This window comes from Pseudomonas sp. HC1(2025) (assembly GCF_058742075.1).
In genome coordinates this window covers 2,200,238-2,222,800 of sequence record NZ_CP196017.1, presented here as the reverse complement: position 1 = coordinate 2,222,800, position 22,563 = coordinate 2,200,238, and the positions used below count along the sequence as shown (strand labels likewise).

The 22,563-nt window shown below is 61.9% G+C and carries 21 protein-coding genes; 14 read left to right on the top strand and 7 right to left on the bottom strand.

From position 1 onward, the window contains the following. Positions 1–31: 31 nt before the first annotated feature. The 4 genes from ACSSVH_RS09980 to ACSSVH_RS09965 are packed head-to-tail and all read left to right on the top strand — an operon-like array spanning position 32 to position 3,746. The gene (locus ACSSVH_RS09980; RefSeq protein WP_169954384.1) at positions 32–538 is read left to right on the top strand and encodes a sigma-70 family RNA polymerase sigma factor; all 507 of its coding nucleotides are present in this window, start codon (positions 32–34) and stop codon (positions 536–538) included. Next, the gene (locus tag ACSSVH_RS09975; RefSeq protein ID WP_169954385.1) at positions 535–1,281 is read left to right on the top strand and encodes an anti-sigma factor family protein; all 747 of its coding nucleotides are present in this window, start codon (positions 535–537) and stop codon (positions 1,279–1,281) included. The genes ACSSVH_RS09980 and ACSSVH_RS09975 overlap by 4 nt, the downstream gene beginning before the upstream one ends. A gap of 12 nt (positions 1,282–1,293) precedes the next feature. Further along, a complete protein-coding gene (gene zapE, locus ACSSVH_RS09970) occupies positions 1,294–2,406 on the top strand; it encodes a cell division protein ZapE (RefSeq protein WP_492634432.1) in 1,113 nt (370 codons plus the stop codon). A 35-nt stretch (positions 2,407–2,441) separates the two neighbouring features. Next, a complete protein-coding gene (locus ACSSVH_RS09965; protein WP_492634431.1) occupies positions 2,442–3,746 on the top strand; it encodes a protein kinase in 1,305 nt (434 codons plus the stop codon). A gap of 133 nt (positions 3,747–3,879) precedes the next feature. On the opposite strand, the gene ACSSVH_RS09960 is transcribed toward ACSSVH_RS09965, so the two are convergent. Both ACSSVH_RS09960 and ACSSVH_RS09955 read right to left on the bottom strand, forming a co-directional pair. Next, positions 3,880–4,587, bottom strand: coding sequence for a YebC/PmpR family DNA-binding transcriptional regulator (locus ACSSVH_RS09960; protein ID WP_057441529.1), 708 nt, complete (start codon positions 4,585–4,587; stop codon positions 3,880–3,882). Between the two features lie 118 nt (positions 4,588–4,705). After that, positions 4,706–6,031: an MFS transporter gene (locus tag ACSSVH_RS09955; protein WP_170057941.1), complete on the bottom strand. Its 1,326-nt coding sequence runs from the start codon at positions 6,029–6,031 to the stop codon at positions 4,706–4,708. 266 nt (positions 6,032–6,297) lie between these two features. Here ACSSVH_RS09955 and ACSSVH_RS09950 point away from each other — a divergent pair, with 266 nt between their 5' ends. The 4 genes from ACSSVH_RS09950 (at position 6,298) to ACSSVH_RS09935 (ending at position 10,021) form a co-directional block, all read left to right on the top strand. Beyond that, positions 6,298–7,176: a LysR substrate-binding domain-containing protein gene (locus ACSSVH_RS09950; RefSeq protein WP_169954389.1), complete on the top strand. Its 879-nt coding sequence runs from the start codon at positions 6,298–6,300 to the stop codon at positions 7,174–7,176. A 276-nt stretch (positions 7,177–7,452) separates the two neighbouring features. Beyond that, positions 7,453–8,436: a DUF1852 domain-containing protein gene (locus ACSSVH_RS09945; RefSeq protein WP_492634430.1), complete on the top strand. Its 984-nt coding sequence runs from the start codon at positions 7,453–7,455 to the stop codon at positions 8,434–8,436. Positions 8,437–8,462: 26 nt separating this feature from the next. Beyond that, positions 8,463–9,491, top strand: a complete 1,029-nt coding sequence (locus ACSSVH_RS09940; protein ID WP_076962641.1) for a methionine synthase — start codon at positions 8,463–8,465, stop codon at positions 9,489–9,491. An 8-nt stretch (positions 9,492–9,499) separates the two neighbouring features. Beyond that, positions 9,500–10,021 (top strand): flavin reductase family protein, encoded by a 522-nt coding sequence (locus ACSSVH_RS09935; protein ID WP_076962640.1) that lies wholly within the window; start codon positions 9,500–9,502, stop codon positions 10,019–10,021. A 154-nt stretch (positions 10,022–10,175) separates the two neighbouring features. Here ACSSVH_RS09935 and ACSSVH_RS09930 read toward each other — a convergent pair whose 3' ends face one another. Further along, on the bottom strand, positions 10,176–11,036 hold the full coding sequence (locus ACSSVH_RS09930) for a LysR substrate-binding domain-containing protein (protein ID WP_076962639.1): 861 nt from the start codon (positions 11,034–11,036) through the stop codon (positions 10,176–10,178). Positions 11,037–11,148: 112 nt separating this feature from the next. Here ACSSVH_RS09930 and ACSSVH_RS09925 point away from each other — a divergent pair, with 112 nt between their 5' ends. The 3 genes from ACSSVH_RS09925 (at position 11,149) to ACSSVH_RS09915 (ending at position 13,824) form a co-directional block, all read left to right on the top strand. Next, on the top strand, positions 11,149–12,258 hold the full coding sequence (locus ACSSVH_RS09925) for a 2-aminoethylphosphonate--pyruvate transaminase (protein ID WP_492634429.1): 1,110 nt from the start codon (positions 11,149–11,151) through the stop codon (positions 12,256–12,258). Between the two features lie 78 nt (positions 12,259–12,336). After that, positions 12,337–13,164, top strand: a complete 828-nt coding sequence (gene phnX, locus ACSSVH_RS09920; protein ID WP_492634428.1) for a phosphonoacetaldehyde hydrolase — start codon at positions 12,337–12,339, stop codon at positions 13,162–13,164. Between the two features lie 114 nt (positions 13,165–13,278). After that, positions 13,279–13,824 (top strand): cytochrome b, encoded by a 546-nt coding sequence (locus ACSSVH_RS09915; RefSeq protein ID WP_099169023.1) that lies wholly within the window; start codon positions 13,279–13,281, stop codon positions 13,822–13,824. Here ACSSVH_RS09915 and ACSSVH_RS09910 read toward each other — a convergent pair. Together ACSSVH_RS09910 and ACSSVH_RS09905 are read right to left on the bottom strand one after the other, a co-directional pair. Next, complete coding sequence (locus ACSSVH_RS09910) at positions 13,821–14,711, bottom strand: 1-aminocyclopropane-1-carboxylate deaminase/D-cysteine desulfhydrase (protein ID WP_492634427.1); 891 nt, start codon at positions 14,709–14,711, stop codon at positions 13,821–13,823. The two genes, ACSSVH_RS09915 and ACSSVH_RS09910, sit on opposite strands and share 4 nt — an antisense overlap. A gap of 57 nt (positions 14,712–14,768) precedes the next feature. Further along, positions 14,769–16,808 carry an NADPH-dependent 2,4-dienoyl-CoA reductase gene (locus ACSSVH_RS09905; RefSeq protein ID WP_169954395.1) on the bottom strand — a complete coding sequence of 680 codons (2,040 nt, stop codon included), beginning with the start codon at positions 16,806–16,808 and terminating at the stop codon, positions 14,769–14,771. A 211-nt stretch (positions 16,809–17,019) separates the two neighbouring features. On the opposite strand from ACSSVH_RS09905, the gene ACSSVH_RS09900 reads away from it, so the two are divergent. Beyond that, positions 17,020–18,150, top strand: coding sequence for a carbon-nitrogen hydrolase family protein (locus ACSSVH_RS09900; protein WP_169954396.1), 1,131 nt, complete (start codon positions 17,020–17,022; stop codon positions 18,148–18,150). 4 nt (positions 18,151–18,154) lie between these two features. Next, entirely contained in the window at positions 18,155–19,195 is a 1,041-nt protein-coding gene (locus ACSSVH_RS09895; RefSeq protein WP_169954397.1) for an AraC family transcriptional regulator, read from the top strand. A gap of 268 nt (positions 19,196–19,463) precedes the next feature. Here the strand turns inward: ACSSVH_RS09895 and ACSSVH_RS09890 are convergent, their stop codons facing one another. Together ACSSVH_RS09890 and ACSSVH_RS09885 are read right to left on the bottom strand one after the other, a co-directional pair. Further along, complete coding sequence (locus ACSSVH_RS09890) at positions 19,464–20,252, bottom strand: DUF2242 domain-containing protein (protein ID WP_492634426.1); 789 nt, start codon at positions 20,250–20,252, stop codon at positions 19,464–19,466. A 44-nt stretch (positions 20,253–20,296) separates the two neighbouring features. After that, on the bottom strand, positions 20,297–21,241 hold the full coding sequence (locus tag ACSSVH_RS09885) for a LysR family transcriptional regulator (RefSeq protein WP_492634425.1): 945 nt from the start codon (positions 21,239–21,241) through the stop codon (positions 20,297–20,299). 126 nt (positions 21,242–21,367) lie between these two features. On the opposite strand from ACSSVH_RS09885, the gene ACSSVH_RS09880 reads away from it, so the two are divergent. Further along, positions 21,368–22,543: an MFS transporter gene (locus ACSSVH_RS09880; protein WP_492634424.1), complete on the top strand. Its 1,176-nt coding sequence runs from the start codon at positions 21,368–21,370 to the stop codon at positions 22,541–22,543. The last annotated feature ends 20 nt before the right edge of the window (positions 22,544–22,563 follow it).

Here is a 22,563-nt window from a genome sequence, read left to right as displayed (position 1 = left end):
CTCAACACCGCCCACGACACGCAGGCCCTCCATGCACGAACTCGACGACCAGTTGCGTGAACTCCTCCCCAGGCTGCGGCGCTTTGCCCTGTCCCTGACGCGCAACCCCAGCAGCGCCGACGACCTGGTGCAGGCCAGCCTGGAGCGCGCCATCGTCAGCTGGCGCCACAAGCGCGTCGACGGGGATTTGCGCGCCTGGCTGTTTTCGATCCTCTACCGGCAGTTCCTCGACGCGCACCGGCGTTCGCGGCGCTATGCGCGGATGCTGGAGTTCTTTACCGGCCGCGATGACGCGCAACCGTCAGTCGAACGCACGGTGATCGCGCAATCGACCCTGCAGGCCTTCGACCAGTTGAGCAGCGAGCAACGCGCCCTGCTGCTATGGGTCTCGGTGGAAGGCTTGAGCTACAAGGAAGTCGCCCATATCCTCGACGTGCCCATTGGCACCGTGATGTCACGCCTGTCCCGCGCCCGCCAGGCCTTGCGCCAGCTCAGCGACGGCGATATCACCCGCCCTACCCTGCGGATACTCAAATGATCAGCCTGCCCCCCAATGAACGCGACCTGCACGCGTACGTCGATCACCAGCTCAGCGAGCCGGATCGCCGCCAATTGCAGATCTGGCTCGCCGCCCACCCCGAGGTCGCGGCCCAGGTCCACGCCTGGCAACAGGATGCCCAGCACCTGCGCGCGGCCATCGGTGCGCCGCCAGCGGTCAACCCCGAGCTGGATCCGGCGCTGCTTCGCCAGCGCCTCAAGCGCCAGTCGCGCCGCCACCTGGCCACTGCCGCCATGTTGCTGGTCGCCATCGGCCTGGGCGGCCTGGGTGGCTGGCAAGCGCGGCAGGCCACCCTGCTCGCCAGCAGCCTGCCGATGACCGACGCCATGCAGGCCTATCGCCTGTTTGCCCAGAACCCGATCATGCCCGCCGACTACCAGGTGCAGGGCAATGGCGATATGCAAGCCTGGCTCGACCGCTACTTCGCCCAGGCCCATCGCCTGCCAGACCTCAGCCAGGCCGGCTTCAGCCCAGTCAGCGCGCGCCTGCTCAGCACCGACCAAGGCGCGGCGGCGATGGTGCTCTACGAGAACCCACAAGGCCGGCGCATCAGTTTCTACATTCGCCCGCCGGGCCCGCAGAACACCCTGCTGCCAAGGGGCAGCCGCAGCGCCGAGGGGCTCCAGGCCGAGTACTGGTCCAGCCCCGGCTACAACTATGCGATGGTCAGCCAAGAGGACGAGCCGACCACCCCATTGCTCAAGCAAACCACTCGGTTCTAGGACTCCACCGCCATGCCTTTTCGAGATAGCCGCCCGCGTCGCCTGCCCTTGCTCAGACGCCTGTTCGGCAAAACAACCGCCAGTGACAGCGCGCCAGCCATTCAGCGGTTCTTCGCGGACAAGGCCCGGCAACAGGGCTACACCCTCAGCCCCAGCCAATTACAGGTGATCGACGCCATGGCCCGGCAGACCGCGTACCTGCTGGACCGGCGCCCGACCCGCAGCCTGTACCTGCACGGCGCCGTCGGCCGGGGCAAAAGCTGGCTGCTGGACGGGTTTTTCCAGGCCCTGCCATTGCCTGACAAGCAGCGGGTGCATTTCCACGACTTTTTCGCCCGCCTGCACCGTGGCATGTTTGCCCACCGCCAACAGGCCGATGCCCTGGGCGCCACCCTGGCCCAGTTGCTCGACGGCTGCCGGGTGCTGTGTTTCGACGAATTCCATGTGCATGACATTGGCGATGCGATGTTGATCACTCGTCTGTTCAAGGCCCTGTTCCAACGGGGCATCCTGGTGCTGGTCACCTCCAATTACCCGCCCCAGGGCTTGCTGCCCAACCCGCTGTATCACCAGCGTTTCAAGCCGGTGATCGACTTGATCGGCGCGCACATGGACGTCATGCAAGTCAGCGCGCCCCAGGACTACCGGGGCCTGGCGCAGAACCACCAGCAGCAGCGTTTCACCCACGGCCAATACGTGTGGCCCGGCACCCCGGCCCAGCGCCGCGAACTGGCGCTGCCCGCCACCGCTGGCCCGCCCCTGGCGCTGGCGGTCGGCTCGCGGCAACTGCAAGTGCGCTGGCACCAGGCGCGCAGCCTGGCCTTGACCTTCAACGACCTGTGCGAACAGCCCACCGCTGTGATGGACTACCTGTTGCTGTGCGAGGATTTCGACCACTGGATCATCGACGATCTGCCGCTGCTCGGCGAATGCCCGATTGCCGTGCAACAGCGCTTTATCAACCTGATCGACGTGCTGTACGACCAGGACAAGCACCTGACCCTGCTTGGCCAACAACCCCTGGATACTGCCCTGCAAGGCCAGGCAATTGACCTGGCGCGTACCCGCAGCCGCCTGGGGCAGTTGCAACAAGTCAGCCCGCTGGCGCTCAAGTCGCTATCATGAGCGCCTTTGACCTTGTCGAGTGACCTAAGCTGTTCATGGATACCCTTGCCCAACTCAAGGCCGGCCAACTGGCTGGCATCAAGCGCCTGGACCTGTCCTGCGGCCTGACGCAGTTCCCCCGGGAAATCTTCGACCTGGCCGACTCCCTGGAAATCCTCAACCTGAGCGGCAATGCCCTGCGCAGCCTGCCGGACGACCTGCACCGCCTGCCCCACCTGCGCGTGCTGTTTTGTTCGGACAACGCCTTTACCGAGCTGCCCTCGTGCCTGGGCCTGTGCCCGCAGTTGAGCATGGTCGGCTTCAAGGCCAACCAGATCGAGCAGGTGCCCGCCGCCGCGCTGCCACCGCAGTTACGCTGGCTGATCCTCACCGATAACCGCATCCGCCAGTTGCCGGACGCCCTCGGTGAGCGGCCACTGCTGCAAAAACTCATGCTGGCCGGCAACCGTCTGGAGCAACTGCCCGCGAGCCTGGCCCAGTGCCATAACCTCGAACTGCTGCGCATCGCTTCCAACCGCCTGACTCAGTTACCCCACTGGCTGCTGACACTGCCGCGCCTGACCTGGCTGGCCTATGCCGGCAACCCGGTGGAAAGCGCGGTGGACGTGGCAACTGATGACGCGACGCCGAACATTCCCTGGGCCGAACTGGAACTGGGCCAGGTGCTGGGCGAAGGCGCCTCGGGGGTGATTCGCAAGGCACTGCGCAAACCGTCGAACGAGCCAGTCGCGGTCAAACTCTACAAGGGCACCATCACCAGCGACGGCTCGCCGCTGCACGAAATGCAGGCCTGCATTGCCGCCGGGTTGCATCCCAACCTGATCAAAGTGCAAGGCCGCGTGGTCGGCCACCCCGATGACCAGGCCGCGCTGGTGATGGACCTGATCGACCCGAGCTACCGCAACCTCGCCGGCCTGCCCAGCCTGGCGTCCTGCACCCGGGACATCTACGACCCCGCCACCCGTTTCAGCGTGGAGGTAGCGTTGCGCATGGCGCGCGGCATCGCCTCCGTGGCCGCGCACCTGCACCGGCACGGCATCACCCATGGCGACCTGTATGGCCACAATATTTTGTGCAATGCCCAGGGTGATTGTTTGCTTGGGGACTTTGGCGCCGCGTCGTTCCATGCCACGGCCGACACCCTGGAGACCAGGGCATTGCAGCGCATTGAAGTGCGGGCGTTCGGGGTGTTGCTGGGGGAGTTGCTGGAGCGGATTGACGCGGGTTTGAGCGCTGAACAGCGCCAGGTGCTGGAGACACTGGGTGACAGTTGCTGCCAGCCGCAGGTGCTGGCGCGTCCGGCGTTCGAAGAGATCGAGGCACTGCTGTCCTCACTCTGAAACGCCCTGTAAATGTGGGAGCGGGCTTGCCCGCGATAGCAGTGGGTCAGCCAGCTGATGTGCCATCTGATACACCGCTATCGCGGGCAAGCCCGCTCCCACACAAGTCTGCGCCCATAATTCCAGGCCGGGTTTAGCCCGCCAGGCCGACGAACATATCCTGCACGTCGTCATGGTTGTCCAGGCCTTCGAGGAAGGCTTCGACTTCAGCCATCTGCTCATCGCTCAAGCCGCTGACCGGGTTTTTCGCAAGGTAGCCCAACTTGGCCGACAACACGGTAAAACCCTGCTCCGGCAAAGCCTTCTGCACCGCGTCCAGGTCGGTGGTCTCGGTGATGAACAGGGTCGTGCCCTCTTCTTCACCTTCTTCAAAGTCCTGGGCGCCGGCTTCGATGGCGGCCATTTCCGGGTCGGCGTCCGGGGTATCCGGCGAGGCTTCGATCAGCCCTACGTGGTTGAAGTCCCAGGCCACGGAGCCCGAAGCCCCCAGTTGCCCCTTGCGGAACGCCACGCGGATTTCCGCTACGGTGCGGTTGATGTTGTCGGTCACGCACTCAACGATCAACGGCACCTGGTGCGGGGCAAACCCTTCGTAGGTCACGCGATGATACTGCACGGTCTCGCCCAGCAGGCCCGCGCCTTTCTTGATCGCGCGCTCGAGGGTTTCCTTGGGCATCGAGGCCTTCTTGGCCTGCTCGACCACCAGACGCAGGTGGGCGTTGGTCGCGGTGTCCGCACCGTTACGGGCGGCAATGGTGATTTCCTTCACCAGCTTGCCGAAAATCTTGCCCTTGGCATTGGATGCCGCTTCTTTATGTTTAACCTTCCACTGTGCGCCCATGACTCACTCTCTTGATATCCGTGGCGCCGAGACGTCTACTGGCCGGCGCTTTGGCCGCAGAGTTTATAGGGCAAGAACCCATCGTTCCACCAAAAAACCGGCCAGCGTTGCAGGGGCCTCAGGTGCGCAGGGGTTTGATCGCGACGGAACGATCCGGCACAAAGTCACCCACTTGCGCCAGAACCGCAGGCCGCGCGTTCCAATAGGGCATCAGCACCAGCGCCGAAAACAACGCGGCGCCGGCGAACACGATAAACACCGTCACCGTGTCGAAGTAGCCCGGCAGCAGGCCACCGAGGATCGCCCCCACCGAACCGCAGCCGTTGACGAAGCCCGCTGCCGTGGCGCCCGCCTTGGCCGTACCGAAGTCAATCGCCGCCGTGCTGCTGATCATCGAGTCCGGCCCGTACAGGGTCAGGCCCATCACAAACAGCAAGGCCATCACCAACAGCACGCTACCGGTATGCAAGGCCCCCATGAACAGCGCCAGCGACACCGTCAGCGCCAGCAGGCTGAGGACACAGGCCGGCATGCGCCGGGCGCCGAACAGTTTGTCGGACGCCAGGCCAATCATGATCGGCCCCAACAACCCCGCCAGCTCGAACGCCGTCGGCACAATCGCTGCGCCGACCTTGCCCACCGAGGGCATCTGCTCATAGACAATCACCGGGCCCCACAACAGGATCGCGTAGCGCGCCGGTTTCAACAGGAAGTACGCCAGGCCCAGGGTCAGCACCGTGCGGTTGCGCAAGATCTCGCGCAACGGCTCAAGGATGCTGATTTTTTTCGCCGCTGCCTGCTCTTCAGCGCTCATTGCCGGCTCGGGTTCCACTTGCGGCAGGCCGACGTCCTGTGGCGTGTTGCGCTGGAAGATAAAGAACAGCACCGCCACCACCGCCACCACCGCGGCACTGGAGATAAATGCCGCGTGCCAGCTGCCAATCAGGGTGTAGGCCCACCAGCCGGCAAATGGCGATGCCACCAGCCCGCCAAACGCGTAACACGAGCTCCACAACCCCAACACCCGCCCGCGCTGCTGCGCCGGGAAGAAACTGCCAAGGTTCTTGCACAGCCCCGACCAGCCGGTGGACTGCGCCAGCCCCTGGATCAACATGCAGGTGACAAAGATCGGCAAAGTGGCAAACGTGCCCATGACAAGGGCGGCGGCCGCCGAAATCACCAGCCCGCCCAACACCACCACCCGTGGGCCGAAACGGTCGGCAAGCATGCCCCAGGTGAACTGGCCAACGGCATAGGCCGCCAGGTACAGGCCATCCAGGTTGGCCATCATCATCTTGTCCAGCGGGAAACTGGGGTCGTCGACGAGCCCCAACTTGGCCACGGAAAACGCTTTGCGGGTGAAATAGAAGGCGGCATATGCCAGCCAGGTGATGGCGAAAATCTGCATGCGCCAACGCTTGATGCTACCCATAGGGATATTCATGGTGGTTCTGACCTCAGGTGTGAGTGTGCCGGCAGAATCGAGAAGCAATTGCCTGTGTTTTTATTGTTTTGCACTGCAGTACCGGGGCGCAGGGCGCTGGGTACTGGTCAGATGAGTCCTGCAAGGGTGCACGCAAGGGCCCATGATCGCCGAAGTTGTAGGACTCAACCTACGGCGACTGAGCGCTATCAAAGCAATGGCTGACTAATAGGTAAAATCGATTTATCGTATTTCAAATATAAGCTTAGCTTGTAAGAGGTCGTGCCATGTCGGTTTCCCATGCCCAACTCAAAGCCTTCCATGCCGTGGCCGTCCACGGCAGCTTTACCGCGGCGGCGCAGCGGCTGTTCCTCACCCAGCCGGCCATTTCCGATCAGGTGCGCAAGCTTGAAGAGCGTTTTGGCGTGCTGCTGTTCCATCGCAACAAGCGTTCGGTACGCCTTACCGACCTGGGGGAGCGCCTGCTGAGTATCACCCAGCGCCTGTTCGTGATTGCCGCCGAAGCCGAGGAACTGCTGCAAGACTCCAAGGCCCTGCAGACCGGCAGCCTGACCCTGGCCGTGGACGCGCCAGTGCATGTGCTGCCGCAGATCGCGCGGTTTTGCGAACGCTATCCGGGGATCACCGTAAGGATCGAGACCGGCAACACCGATGATGCGCTGTATCGCCTGCACAACTATCAGGCTGACCTGGCGCTGGTGGGGCGCGATGTCGACGATGAGCGCCTGCTCTCGATCCCCCTGCGCGATGACCCGATGCTGGCGTTTGTCGCACGTAACCACCCATGGGCCGGGCGCGAGTCCATCGACCTGGCGGACCTGGACGACACGCCCCTGGTGCTGCGGGAAATCGGCTCGGTGACCCGTCAGACCCTGGAGCGCGAGATGCATCAGGCCGGGCTGCGCATCCGCCCGGCGATCCAGGTGGAAGGCCGCGAAGCCGCGCGTGAGGCGGTGGTGGTGGGGATTGGCGTGGGGGTGGTCTCGGCGTCGGAGTTCGGCGCGGATTCACGGGTATATGCCATGCCCATCCGCGACTGCACCCAGCGCATGAAGGAAACGCTGGTGTGCCTCAAGGAGCAGAGTTCGCGGCGGGTAGTGGCGACTTTCCTGGAGATTGTCCGGGAAAGCCTGCGCGACGATTAGCTGAGTAATTGCATTGAGTTGACCCGTGCACAGGCTGTCGATGGCTGGCCAGACTCGACCCAACCTCGTTCCTGAGCCTGCACGCCATCATGAGCGTGACTAATACTCTTTTGAAATCAATTCGTTTTTGTTCATGTAGCCTCCTTGCTTAAAATACGTGCAGCTCTTCACGCTGGCCGATCTACAAGCCGTCGAGTGAAGAAACAGCATGTTGATCAAATCTGAAAGAGGCCAGGCGCCATTTCAGGTTTGTCCAAAATACGGGTGCAGGTCACGATGAACAACGAATTCACATTTGCTATCAAGAGCATTTGTTTTGATGAGAATTACTTTCCTTCAGACAATACGCGCATCACGACCAACTTTGCCAATCTGGCGAGGGGGGAGAGTCGTCAGGAGAATCTGCGCAACACGTTGAAGATGATTGATAATCGCTTTAATGCGTTGGCGCACTGGGACAATCCTACGGGTGATCGTTACACGGTCGAGTTGGACATTATCTCCGCTGAAATGAAAATTGATACTGAAGGTCGCGGCCACGCTATTCCTTTGATTGAGATTTTGAAGACCACGATTGTTGATCGAGAAACCAATCAACGCATCAGTGGCATAGTGGGAAATAACTTCTCATCCTACGTACGAGACTATGACTTCAGTGTGCGGCTGCTGGAGCACAACAAGAACCAGTCACAATTCAGCACCCCACACGACTTTGGCGATTTGCACGGCAAACTATTCAAGTGCTTCGTCAACTCCAGCGCTTACAACGAGCACTTCGACAAGCCACCGGTCATCTGCCTGAGCGTATCCAGTACCCGGACATACCTGCGAACCGAGAACCAGCACCCTGTGTTGGGCTTTGAGTACCAACAAGATGCCTACTCTTTGACAGATGAGTACTTCAGGAAAATGGGCTTGAAGGTTCGCTATTTCATGCCGCCGAACAGTGCCGCGCCACTGGCTTTCTACTTCTCGGGGAATTTGCTCGGTGATTACACCGATCTTGAGTTGATTGGCACCATTAGCACCATGGATACGTTCCAGAAAATCTACCGCCCTGAGATTTACAATGCAAACTCCGTAGCTGGAAAGTCCTACCAGCCTAGTTTGAAGCATCAGGACTATTCATTGACTCGAATTATTTATGATCGAGAAGAGCGAAGCCGACTGGCTACTGAACAGGGCAAGTTTGCCGAAGAGCAATTCATCAAGCCCTACAAGGTCATTCTTGATCAATGGTCTATTAGCTGCGCGCTTTAATTAATTTCAAATCAAGGTCTTCTTTAATGAAAAAGCTGTTGCCTACTTCGACCGCTGGGAGCTTGCCTAAACCTTCCTGGCTTGCACAACCTGAAACGCTTTGGTCGCCCTGGAAATTGCAGGATGAAGAACTGGTTGAAGGTAAACAGGACGCTTTGCGCCTCGCCTTGCAGGAGCAGCAGTTGGCCGGCATTGATATCGTCAGTGATGGCGAACAGACCCGTCAGCATTTTGTGACGACCTTCATCGAGCATCTCGAAGGGGTCGATTTCGAGAATCGTGAAACCGTCCGGATTCGTGATCGCTACGATGCCAGCGTGCCGACGGTTGTGGGTGCCGTTTCTCGGAAAAAGCCGGTGTTCGTGGAAGATGCCAAATTCTTGCGCCAGCAGACGAAGCAGCCAATTAAATGGGCCCTGCCCGGCCCCATGACGATGATTGACACCCTCTACGATGCTCACTACAAAAGCCGTGAAAAACTGGCCTGGGAATTCGCGAAGATTCTCAATCAGGAGGCCAGAGAGTTGGAGGCTGCCGGGGTAGATATCATCCAGTTCGATGAGCCTGCATTCAACGTGTTTTTTGACGAGGTAAATGACTGGGGTGTGGCCACCTTGGAGCGAGCAATCGAAGGGCTCAAATGCGAAACCGCCGTGCATATTTGCTATGGCTATGGCATCAAGGCCAACACCGACTGGAAGAAGACGCTGGGTTCGGAGTGGCGCCAGTATGAAGAAGCGTTCCCCAAGTTGCAGAAATCCAGCATCGATATCGTCTCGCTCGAATGTCACAACTCTCACGTCCCGATGGATCTGATCGAGCTCATCCGGGGTAAAAAAGTGATGGTGGGCGCCATTGATGTGGCAAACCATGCCATCGAGACGCCCGAGGAAGTCGCCAATACCCTACGCAAGGCACTTCAGTTCGTAGATGCCGACAAGCTCTATCCTTGCACCAACTGCGGCATGGCTCCGTTGCCTCGCCAGGTGGCAAGGGGCAAGTTGAATGCGTTGAGCGCAGGCGCAGAGATCATTCGAAAAGAGCTGTCGAACTAGGAACCGCGATGTCACTCACTGCCACTACCACTGCTACTTCCATCGAGCCCCTGAGCTTTCGTCAGGCGCTCGGGCACTACGCTTGCGGTATCACGGTGATTACATCGCACACCGGTGATGAGCCGATTGGCTTTACTTGCCAGTCGTTTTATAGCGTATCGATGAACCCGCCACTGGTCTCGTTCAGCGTCATGTGCAGCTCGGCCAGCTATCCGAAGATTCGTGAGGCAGGTCGATTCGCAGTCAATATTCTGTCCGGTGAACAGGTTGGGATTTCCAACCAGTTCGCTCGCCGAGGCACGGATAAGTGGCATGGAATCGAATGGCAGGAATCACCGCTAGGTAATCCCGTCATTGCCGACAGCCTGCACTGGCTCGACTGTGAAATCCACGCTGAGCACGTCGCAGGCGATCACGTGATAGTGATTGGTGAGGTGAAAGCCATGGATCTGCAAAAGGCCGATACCGCACAGCCATTGCTGTATTTCAAAGGGCAGTATCGCAACCTGGCGGCGCATGGCGCAGTTTGAGCGACGAGGGTTTTCCTGCGTAAACGCACTGGCCACAAGCCACTGCGTTATGTTGCGTTAACGCACACTAGACACCTACAGCCCTGCGAGAGGGGTACGGGGCCAACTCGAAGTCGAATGCAAACGACTGGTCAAACGGGGTGCAACGTCCCAATCAGCTTGAGGCCAACTCGAAAAACGCCTGAATCAAGCGCAACTCGCGGCGTCGTTCCATGCAGCCGAGCATGTGCTGGTTCAGCAGCCCATCGCCACGGATCGCAATCGCATGCACCCGCGGGTCCCGGCTGACTTCCATGGAGGACACCACCCCCACCCCCAATTCGGCGGCCACCGCTTCCGCCACCGCTTCGCGGCTATCGAGTTCCAGCAACACCTTGGGCTGCACGCCGGCCTTGGCACACGCCTCGTCGAAAGTGCGGCGGGTGATGGAACTGGGCTCGCGCAGCACCATGATCACCTGATCCAACTGCTCCAGGCGAATACCCGCCGGGTCCGCCAGCCACGGATGGCCAGCCGGTACCAACGCGCAGATACGTGACTCGTTCAACGGCTGCAGGTGCACGCCCTTGCGCGGCTCGACTTCGGTCAACACCGCCACATCCGCATGCTCGGAGAGCAGCGCCGCCAGGGTTTCCTGGGCATTGCCCAGGCGCAGGTTGACGGTGATCCCCGGGTAACGGGCACGCAGCTTTGCCAACATCGGCATGACCATATGCGGGCCATCCGCCGCCACCTCCAGGCGTCCGGTGAGCAATTGGCGGTTGGCTTCGAGCAGGGTCTGCGCTTCATCCACCAGGCCGAAGATGCTGCGGGTGATGGCCGCCAGCTTGATGCCCTGCTCCGTCAACTCCACGCGCCGCGCGGTACGCCGCAGCAGGGTGATCTGGTAGTGCTCTTCCAGCGCCTTGATATGCCCGGTCACGGCTGGCTGGCTGATAAACAGGCGCGCGGCGGCACGGGTAAAACTGCCGTCCCGGGCCACGGCGTCAAATGCACGGAGTTGGAAAAGATTCATAGCTATCGGCCTCACTGATGGCTGGCATAACAACAAACAATTTGATTGATGACAAGCCAAACTGCAATTTATGTCCCGTAGCGTCATCCCACTGCTTTGCGAGGACAAGAGAATGAGTACTGCCGCGCCGATCCTGCTCACACCTGGGCCCCTGACCACCTCTGCCCGCACCCGCCAGGCGATGATGGTTGACTGGGGTTCGTGGGATGACCGCTTCAACCAACTGACCGCCAGCCTCTGCGAGCAACTGCTGGTGATCATTAACGGTGGCGACAGCCATCACTGCGTGCCCTTGCAGGGCAGCGGCACGTTCGCCGTCGAAGCCGCCATCGGTACCCTGGTGCCCCGCGATGGCAAAGTGCTGGTGCTGATCAACGGCGCCTACGGCAAGCGCCTGGCGAAGATCTGCGAAGTACTGGGCCGCCCGTTCAGCACCTTCGAGACCGCTGAGGACCAGCCCACCACCGCCGCCGATGTCGACCGTCTGTTGCAGGCTGACAGCAGCATCACCCATATCGCGCTGATCCACTGCGAAACCAGCACTGGCATCCTCAACCCGCTGCCGGAGATCGCCCAGGTCATCCAGCGCCATGGCAAGCGCCTGATCATCGACGCCATGAGCTCCTTTGGCGCGCTGCCCATCGACGCCGCCCAAGTGCCGTTTGACGCCCTGATCGCTGCCTCCGGCAAATGCCTGGAAGGCGTGCCCGGCATGGGTTTTGTCTTTGCCAAAAAAGACGCACTGGCCGCCGCCCAGGGCAACAGCCATTCCCTGGCCATGGATTTGTTCGACCAGCACGCCTACATGGCCAAGACCGGGCAATGGCGCTTTACCCCGCCGACCCACGTGGTAGCCGCCCTGCATGAAGCGCTGCTGCAATACAACGAAGAAGGCGGCCTGCCAGCCCGTCATCAGCGCTATGCCGCCAACTGCCAGACGCTGCTGGACGGCATGGCCGACCTGGGTCTGCGCAGCTTCCTGCCGGCCGCGATCCAGGCGCCGATCATCGTCACCTTCCACGCGCCAAACGATCCGCGCTATCAGTTCAAGGAATTCTACGAGCGGGTCAAGGCCAAGGGTTTCATTCTGTATCCGGGCAAATTGACCCAGGTAGAAACCTTCCGCGTGGGCTGCATCGGTCACGTCAACCAGGCCGAGATGCAAGCGGCGGTGGCGGCGATTGCCCAGGCGCTGCAAGAGATGGAAGTGCTCGAAATCTGACTCCCTTCGGCGATGGGGCCTTCAGGGCCGCTATCGCCGGCAAGCCGGTTCCTACACATTATTTACAGGATTTGAACCATGAACTATCAGAACCCCAACACCCTGCAGGCCGCCATCCTTGATTGGGCCGGTACCGTGGTCGACTTTGGCTCGTTTGCCCCCACGCAGATTTTTGTCGAGGCGTTTGCCGAGTTCGACGTGCAGGTTTCCATCGAAGAAGCCCGTGGCCCGATGGGCATGGGCAAGTGGGACCACATCCGCACCCTGTGTGATCAGCCGCAAGTGGCCGAGCGCTATCGCAAGGCCTTCGGCCGCACGCCGACCGATGATGACGTGACCGCCATCTACGAGCGCTTCATGCCGTTGCAGATCGAGAAGATCGCCGAACACTCGACGCTGATTCCCGGCGCCCTGGAGACCATCGCCGCGCTGCGTGCGCAAGGGATCAAGATCGGCTCCTGCTCCGGCTACCCCAAGCAAGTGATGGACAAGGTGGTCGAACTGGCGGCTACCAACGGCTACATCGCCGACCATGTCGTGGCCACCGACGAAGTGCCCAATGGCCGCCCATGGCCGGCCCAGGCCTTGGCCAACGTGATCGCCCTGGGCATCGATGACGTGGCGGCCTGCGTGAAGATCGACGACACCGTGCCGGGCATCCTCGAAGGCCGCCGCGCCGGGATGTGGACCGTGGCGCTGACCTGCTCGGGCAACGCCCTGGGCCTGACCTACGAGCAGTTCCGCGCCCTGGACCCGGCGACCCTGGCCAGCGAACGCAAGCGTATCGAAACGATGTTCGCCGGCTCGCGCCCGCACTACCTGATCGACACGATCACCGACCTGCCCGGCGTGATCGCCGACATCAATCAGCGCCTGGCACGTGGTGAAATGCCGCAAAGCGCCTGATCGAGATCAATACATCGCCCCTCACTCGGGCAAACCTTGCATAACAGGTTTAGGCTTTAGGGACTCCGTCGCCAAAGAACGGAGGTTTGCCCCTGATGAGTGAGGAAAGACGCGATGCCGTGGAAAAACAGCGAGTCCCGTTACAGTACGATGTCCATCGCCTTGCACTGGCTGATGCTAGTGCTGCTGGTGGCGGTCTACGTCACCATTGAATTTCGCGGGATTTTCCCCAAAGGCAGTGGCGGACGCACGTTAATCAAGGAACTGCACTTCATGTTCGGCCTGACCGTATTCGTACTGGTCTGGCTGCGCCTGTTTGCCCGCAGCCTTGGCGTGGCGCCGAAGATTTTGCCCGCGCCGCCGCAATGGCAAGCGCTACTGGCGACCTTGATGCACGTGGCGCTGTATGTGTTCATGATCGGCATGCCGATCTTTGGCTGGCTGATTGTCAGTGCCGAAGGGCATTCGGTGTGGTTCTACGGGATCGAGTTGCCACCGCTGATCGGTGAAAACAAGGACCTGGCCAAGCAGATCGAAGGCTGGCACGTATTGGGCGGCACCATCGGCTACTGGCTGATCGGCCTGCATGCGGCGGCGGGTCTGTACCACCACTACTTCATGCGGGATAACACCGTGTTGCGCATGTTGCCCAAGCGTTAATCCACAAAACCCCGGCGGCCCTGCAAGCCGCCGGTGTGCACAAAGACCAGGCGAGTGCCGGGGGCAAAGCGCCCGGCCTCGATCTGCTGCTTGAGCGCCAGCAGCGCCTTGCCGGTATAGAGCGGCTCCAGGGGCAAGCCACTGGCCTGCTGCGTGGCGTCGATGAAGGCCAGCAATGGCGGGTCGACTTTCGCAAAACCGCCACGACTGGCGTTCAACAGTTCATACCCGCCCTGCACGATGGCCCGCACGTTCTGCACGACACCGTGGTCATCCGACACCGCCATGGCCCCGTAAACAGGATGCGCGCCCGCCTCCGCCAGCACCAAACCCGCCAGGGTGGTACCGGTGCCGGCTGCCAGCCACCAGGCGTCGTAGTCGGCCCACCCCAGGGCGGGCAACTGCCTGCGCACCTGCTCGACCAACACGCCACAGCCCAACGCCCCGGTCATGGCGCCGCCGCCCTCGGGTACGGGATGAAGGTGCGGATACCGCTCGCGCCAGGGCAACCAGAAGTCCGGCGCATGACGCGCACGGTAACCGCCGTAGCCCAGCCAGTGCAGTTGCATGCCGAAGGCTTGCAGGTCGAGGACCGTCGGGGTGTCTTGCGGGTGCCCGCGCAACAGGCCGACGGTGGCAAAACCGAAGCGTTTGCCGGCCGCCGCCAGGGCATGCAGATGGTTGGAGTAGGCGCCGCCCAGGCTGATGATGCCGCTGGCACCCGCCTGTCGCGCCTGGGCCAGGTGCCCGGTGAGCTTGAACCACTTGTTGCCGCTGATCAGCGGGTCGATGCGGTCCAGGCGCAGCACGGCCACCTCGACCCCGTTCAGCCAATCCAACTGCAAGGGTTCAAGGGGCGCGTGGGGAAGCCAATCGAAAGGACCCATCAGGGCATGTCTGCATGAAAAAAGGGGCGGTAGTCTAACACCGCCCCTGCGCGGCCCTTACAACTCGGCGGCCAGGCGCGAGCCCTGGTTGATGGCGCGCTTGGCATCCAGCTCGGCGGCCACGTCGGCACCGCCGATCAGGTGCACGTTCTGGCCAGCGGCGACCAGGCCGTCCTGCAGTTCGCGCAGCGGGTCCTGGCCGGCGCAGATCACAATGTTGTCCACCGCCAGCACCTGCGGCTCGCCCTCGGCACCAATACGGATATGCAGGCCCTCATCGTCGATCTTCAGGTATTCAACGCTATTGAGCATCTGCACCTGCTTGTTCTTCAGGCCGGTACGGTGGATCCAGCCGGTGGTCTTGCCCAGGCCGTCGCCAACCTTGGAAGCTTTGCGCTGCAACAGGTAAACCTCGCGCGCCGGGGCGTGGGGCTGGGGTTTGATCCCGGCCACGCCGCCGCGGGCCTGCAACAGGGTGTCGATGCCCCACTCCTTCCAGAACGCTTCGCGGTCCAGGCTGGTGGACACGCCCTGGTGCACGAGGAACTCCGACACGTCAAAGCCGATACCACCGGCACCGATCACGGCAACGCGCTTGCCCACCGGCTTGCGCTGCAGGAGCACGTCCAGGTAGCTGAGCACCTTGGGGTTTTCCACGCCAGGAATCGCCGGGGTACGTGGCGCGATACCCGTGGCGAGGATGATCTCGTCATAACCGCCAGCCACCAGTTGCGCCACATCCACCCGGGTGTTGAGGCACAGCTCGACATGGGTGGTCTGCAGCTTGCGCTTGAAGTACCGCAGGGTTTCAAAAAACTCTTCCTTGCCCGGCACGCGCTTGGCCACATTGAACTGGCCGCCGATCTCGCTGGCCGAATCGAACAGGGTCACCTGGTGCCCGCGCTCCGCCGCCACGGTGGCAGCGGCCAGTCCGGCTGGGCCGGCGCCGACTACGGCGATTTTCTTGATCTGCTGGACCGGCAGGTAATTGAGCTCGGTCTCGTAGCAGGCGCGCGGGTTGACCAGGCAGGTGGTCAACTTGCCGCCGAAGGTGTGGTCCAGGCAGGCCTGGTTGCAGCCGATGCAGGTATTGATCTCATCGGCGCGCCCAGCGGCGGCCTTGTTGACGAACTCCGGGTCGGCGAGGAACGGCCGGGCCATGGACACCATGTCGGCATCGCCCTCGGCGAGGATCTGCTCGGCCACTTCCGGGGTGTTGATACGGTTGGTGGTGATCAACGGGATCTGCACCGCGCCACGCAGCTTGGCCGTGACTTTACTGAACGCACCGCGCGGCACCTTGGTGGCGATGGTCGGGATGCGCGCTTCGTGCCAGCCGATACCGGTATTGATAATCGTCGCGCCCGCCTGTTCGATGGCCTTGGCCAACTGGACGATTTCTTCCCAGGTGCTGCCGCCCTCCACCAGGTCGAGCATCGACAGGCGGAAGATGATGATGAAATTCGGCCCCACGGCTTCGCGCACCCGGCGCACGATTTCCACCGGCAGGCGCATGCGGTTCTCGTAGGCGCCGCCCCAGCGGTCGGTGCGGTGGTTGGTGTGGGCGGCGAGGAACTGGTTAATGAAATAACCTTCGGACCCCATGATTTCGACGCCGTCGTACTCGGCGACCTGGGCCAATACCGAGCAGGTGACAAAGTCGCTGATCTGCTTCTCGATGCCTTCCTCGTCCAGCTCCTTGGGCTTGAACGGATTGATCGGCGCCTGGATCGCGCTGGGGGCGACCTGCTTGGGGCTGTAGGCATAACGCCCCGCGTGGAGGATCTGCATGCAGATCTTGCCACCGGCCTCATGCACGGCCTGGGTGACGATCTTGTGCTTGAGCGCCTCGGCTTCGGTGGTCAGCTTGGCGGCCCCGGAGTACACCCCGCCTTCATCGTTCGGGCCAATACCGCCGGTGACCATCAGGCCCACGCCGCCACGGGCGCGCTCGGCAAAATACGCCGCCATGCGCTCGAAGCCGCCAGGTTTTTCTTCAAGGCCGGTGTGCATCGAACCCATCAGGGTGCGATTGCGCAAGGTGGTAAAACCCAGGTCCAACGGGGCCAGCAGGTGCGGGTAGGCAGCAGCGGTCATGGTACAGCTCCACAACGGATCATCACGGGACGTGACAGGCTCGAATGGCCGGCCATCGGTTTATGTTCCACAGACTAAGAGCCACGCCGTTAGCGCTCAATGACTGAAACTGACAACTTATTGATCCAAATGCGCAACGCCCCTTGGCAAGCGTGGCGACGCGCCCTACCCTAGGGGCGAACCCTGCACACGGCCTGTTGTCTGTTCCCCCATGCGTAAATTACTTGCTTTGACCCTCACCATGGCCCTGGTCGCCGCCGTTTCCGCCTATCTGGTCTGGACCCAGGAGCGCCCCGTGGGGCATTACCTGTCGGACCTGCGGATCAACCTGGCTGTAAACGAGGGCACTCCCGCCGATCACGGCAACCTGCTGGGCATCCAGCCGGAGCTGTTCCCCGCTGACTACCAGAGCCTGGAACGCTTGCACCTCAAGCTCTCGGCCTACCTGCGCAATGCCCAGGAACTGGGCCTGCTCAATGATAAAACCATCGTGGTCCTGCCCGAACATGTCGGCACCTGGCTGATGGTCAGTGGCGAAAAAAACGAGCTGTATCAGGCGACTAACTTCAAGGAGGCGATGAACTGGCTGTCGGCGAGCAACCCTTTGCTGTTCCTGCGCGCATTGATCAGCGCCCAGGGCGATAACCGCCTGGACGATGCCTACCTGCGCATGAAGGCGCCGGCCATGGCCCGCGATTACCAGGTGCTGTTTGGTGGCCTGGCCAAGGAGTTCGGGGTGACCCTGGTTGCCGGCTCCATCGCCCTGCCCAACCCCAGTATCAGCCAGGGTCAACTGCAGGTCGGCCATGGCGCGCTGTACAACACCAGCCTGGTGTTCGACCGCGATGGCCTGCCGCTGGGCCAACCCCAGCGCCAGCTCTACCCGATCTTCGATGAGCGCGGTTTTATCGCCCCGGGCGACGAAAACGCGGTCAGCGTGATCGACACCCCGGCCGGGCGCCTGGGCATCCTGATCGGCAGCGACAGTTGGTACCCCGACAACTACCGCAAGCTCAACGAACAAGGCGCGCAGCTGGTGGCCGTGCCGGCACTGGTGATTGGCCGAGACACCTGGGACAAGCCATGGCGCGGCTTCAAAAGTGTGTCCACGCCCCCGGAAGTCAGCCTCAAGCCCGAAGAGCTCAGTGAAGGCGAAGCCTGGCATCGCCTGAGCCTGATCAGCCAGGCCCCCATCAGCCTGGCCGGTGCCGGCATGAGCGTATTCATGCGCGGGCAGTTCTGGGACCAGGGCACCAGCGGCCAGAGCTTTCTCAGTGCCAACGGTCAAGTCTTCGCCGACGGCAACGCACGTGGTGCGCGCCTGCTGAACGTGTGGCTATAAACCCATGAAGCCGGCACCGATGCGCCTCGGGGACTTATCGGTGGGCATCGTGCACACCCTGGCCGACGCCATCCTCAGCCATGGCCTGGACCCGCAGCCGTTGCTGTTGCAATACGGCCTGGACCCGGCGCGCTTGAGTGAACCCGGCGCGCGCCTGTCGATCCCGCGCTATATGCGCCTGGGCCATGCGGCCATCCAACTGACCGGCGACCCCGGCCTGGGCCTGCGCATGGGCCAGTTGAGCCGTATGAATCAACTTGGCCTGGCCGGCGTCACCGCCGCCCAGGCTCCCAACGTGCGCGAAGCGGCACGCACCCTGACGCGCTTCGAAGCCTTGTACGGCGCCAACTATCGTGGCCAGTCGAGCTTTCATGAAGACGCCCAGGGCGCTTGGCTGCGCTTCTATTCCATCAGCCCGTACAACGCTTATAACCGCTTCGTGGTGGACTCGATTCTGGCCGGCTGGCTGCATCAGATGGCGAACTTGTGCCAGCAGCCGGTGCTGGCCGAGCGCATCGAAATCGAATTCGCCGCACCGGACTACAGCGCCAGCTACAGCGTGCTGGGCGAGTGCCCGGTGCAGTTCGGCGCCGAGCTCAACCAACTGCGGCTGAGCCAGTACAGCCTGGGCCTGCGCAACCCGCAGCACTGCCCAAGTACCTGGCACTTGCTGGTGCAATTGTGTGAACGGGAGTTGGAACAACTGACCCGCACCCGCAGCCTGCGCGAGCGCATCATTCGTTTGCTGGGGCCGATGCTCAATGGCGGCCGGGAACCCGACCTGGAAGAAGTGGCGGCGCGCCTGAAGCTGCCAACCTGGACCTTGCGCCGCAAGCTGGCCGAGGAAGGCACGCAGTTTCGCGCGATTCTCAACGACACCCGCCGCGACCTGGCCATGACCTACATTCGCGACACGGAACTGGCGTTTGGTGAAATTGCCTACTTGCTCGGTTTTGCCTCAGCGGAGGCCTTTCAACGGGCCTTCAAGCGCTGGAACAGCCAGACCCCAGGGGAATTTCGCCGCAGTCAGCGGCATTCCGCCTGACGCCTGCCTACAGCTCGGTGGCGTCGTCGGCCGGGTGCGAAGGGTCCAGTTCAAATGCCTGGTATTCCAGCAGCTCTTCTTGATAATCGTCCATCGTCGACTCCTTGTGTCATCAAAGCAGGTTGTTCAAGTGACCTGCATCACCAGCCTAAAGTGCCGTGGTGACGAAAAAAAGACAGGGTCATGACATTCCTGCGCTCCAAGATTAAACGTAGCGACGGGCAACGGATTTAATTCATCAAACTTGACCTTCTCGGCCCGCGCGTAATTATTCGCCGGTAGCCGGCAGCGGTGGAATCACCTCTGTCGGTGCCGGCAGCACAGGCGTAGTCGGCACTTCTGCTGGAGCTTGCGGGGTAATGGGCACGGCCTCTACCGGCGGTGCAAGCGGTTCCGAGACCGCTGGCGCGACAGGTACCGGCGGCACTTCTTTCGGCGCTTCTACCTTGTCCACCGCCGGCGCGGGCTTGGGCTCCGGTACGCCGAGATCGGCCTTTGGCGCTTCGGGAATGTGCTCGGCGGCTTTCACTTCCTGGGGCAGGAACACATCCACCAAGGAAAAGTAGCGGTCATAGAACTTGGGCGAGGTGACCGTCTCGCTGGCCACCTTGACCATGGAGTCGTCGGTGGAGCCGATCGGCATCGACACCGAACCGAGCACGCCCACCCCCAGGCTGGCGGAGTTGTTGACTTTCTTCAGCGCGTAGCGATCCTGCAGGGCGTTAGCAAACATGGTGGCATGATGCTCGGCGCTGCCATCTTCGGCACACACCACGTTGAAACTGATCTGTAGATGGGTCTCACCGGTCTGCTGGAAACTTTTGTTACCGCTCACCAGCTTCGGGTCGCTGCTGGTGATGATGTAGCCCTGGCTTAGCAACGCCCGGCGTGCCGCTTCGCAGGCCGCGATATCGCTGACCGGGTAATTGCGCGAAAACGTACCGGAGTCGTCGAAGTTCTCATGTTCGTAGATAGCGGTCTTGGGCGACGAGCAGCCCGTGGCGCCTGCCAGCACCAGCGCGAGCGCGAGGCCACGCAAGTGAAATGAAGTCGACATTGATCATCCTGAGGAAAACGGTCAGGGCGGTATTGTGCAACAGATCACCGGCTGCGCGCGCGGATTCCTGTCGGTAAAACGTCACCAGCCGGCTCGACGCGCGGTGCAGGAAAAAGCCTGGCGCTCATATGATCGATAAACACCCGCAGTTTGGCCGAGGCATGTCGGCTCGACGGCCAGAGCATCCAGAAGCTGCCACTGTGCTCCAGGTAATCGTCCAGCACCCGCTGCAGGCGGCCCTGCTCGACGGATTCGCGGACCATGAAGTCCGGCAGGCAGGCAATCCCAAGGCCTTCGTGCACTACGTGCTTTAGCGACTCGATGGTCGTGCTGACCAACGGTGCACGCAGCACCGGCTCGGGTTCGCCCGGTAAATGGCGCAGGGGCCAGCTCTCCAGCTTGCCGGTGGCGCAAAACTTGTGAAGTAGGCATGCATGATGGTTGAGATCCGTAGGACAGGTCGGTACGCCGTGTAAAACGAAGTACTGCGGCGCTCCCACCAGCACCAACCGATAGTGCCCCAGCAGCCGCGCCGACAGCCGCGAGTCCTCGGGCTTGCCGGTGCGCACCACAGCGTCGAAGCCTTCCTCGATCACATCCACCATGCGGTCGGAAAAATCCACGTCCAGCTCAATCTCTGGATAGGACCGCATAAACTCGGTCAGCACCGGCATCAACAGGCCCCTGACCTGGGGCAAACTGATGCGCAATTTGCCACGGGGGGTGGTCGCTGCTTCAATCAACTCCTGCTCGGCCGCTTCAACCTCGGCCAGGATCCGCCGTGAACGCTCGAGAAACAGCGCGCCCTCGGCCGTCAGCGTGATACTGCGGGTACTGCGATGGAACAGCCGCACCCCCAGACGCTGCTCCATGCGCGCAATGCTTTTGCCCACAGCCGAGGACGACACCCCCAGCAGCCGACCGGCCTGGGTAAAGCTGCGGGTCTCCGCGACCTGCACAAACACCGACATACTGCCCAGACTGTCCATTGTCACTTCCTGCGAATTGCGGACATAAACGTCCGATAAGTTCGGAACCTTAGCCCATTTTTCCAAGCGGTTCAGCCCCCTACTCTGCCCCGATGTCCTGATGCCTTGAATACGGAGCCGAGCCACATGAATGACTGCAGTACACCGCAATGCCTGCCCAGCCAGCGCGAACGCCTGCCCATGGCGGGCTTGCTGGCGCTGGCCACCGCCGGCTTCATCACCATCCTCACCGAGGCGATGCCCGCAGGTCTGCTGCCCCAGATGAGCGCCGGCCTCGGGGTGAGCGAGGCGCTGGTCGGCCAGCTCGTCACGCTGTATGCCCTCGGCTCGTTGCTGGCCGCCATCCCCCTGACCATCGCCACCCGTGGCTGGCGCCGCCGCCCCTTGCTGATGCTAGCCATTGGTGGCTTCGCGCTAGTCAACAGTGTCACGGCACTATCAAGCGTGTATTGGCTGACCCTGGTTGCACGGCTGTTGGCCGGGGTGTTCGCGGGTTTGCTCTGGGCACTGCTGGCAGGATATGCCAGCCGCATGGTGGCCCCGCACCTACAGGGCCGGGCGATTGCCGTGGCAATGCTGGGCGCGCCCCTGGCGTTATCCCTTGGAGTGCCTGCCGGAACGTTTCTGGGCACTGCAGTGGGTTGGCGCTTGAGCTTTGCGATCATGAGCGGGCTGACAGTGCTGCTACTGGCGTGGGTACGCTGGCAGGTGCCGGACTTTGCCGGGCAACGTGCGCAACAGCGCCTGGGCTTGCGCCAGGTCCTGCGTTTGCCGGGGGTGCGACCGGTGCTGTGGGTGACCTTTACCTACGTGCTGGCGCATAACATTCTGTACACCTATATCGCGCCGTTCCTGGCGCCCGCCGGGCTTACCGCCGACATCGACCGGGTGTTGCTGGTATTTGGCCTGGCCGCGCTGATGGGGATCTGGATCGTCGGCCTGTTGATTGACCGCCTGCTGCAGGTCCTACTGGTGAGCAGCTGCACCCTGTTTGCCGCTGCAGCATTGGCCCTGGGGCTGTGGATCGCCTCTACCGAGGTCGTCTACCTGTCAGTCGCCATCTGGGGCCTGGCGTTTGGCGGCTTGCCTGCCTTGCTGCAAACCGCGCTGGCCAAATCGGCCGGTGACTCGGCGGATGCAGCCCAGTCGATGCTGGTGACGGTGTGGAACCTGGGGATTGCCGGCGGTGGGCTCCTGGGCGGCGTACTACTTCAGGGATGGGGCGTCATGTGGTTTCCCTGGGTCGTTGCCGCCTTGGCTACGCTGGCATTGATCACCACCCTGCAGCCTCGCCGCACCTGACAAACAGGCAAAAAAAGACC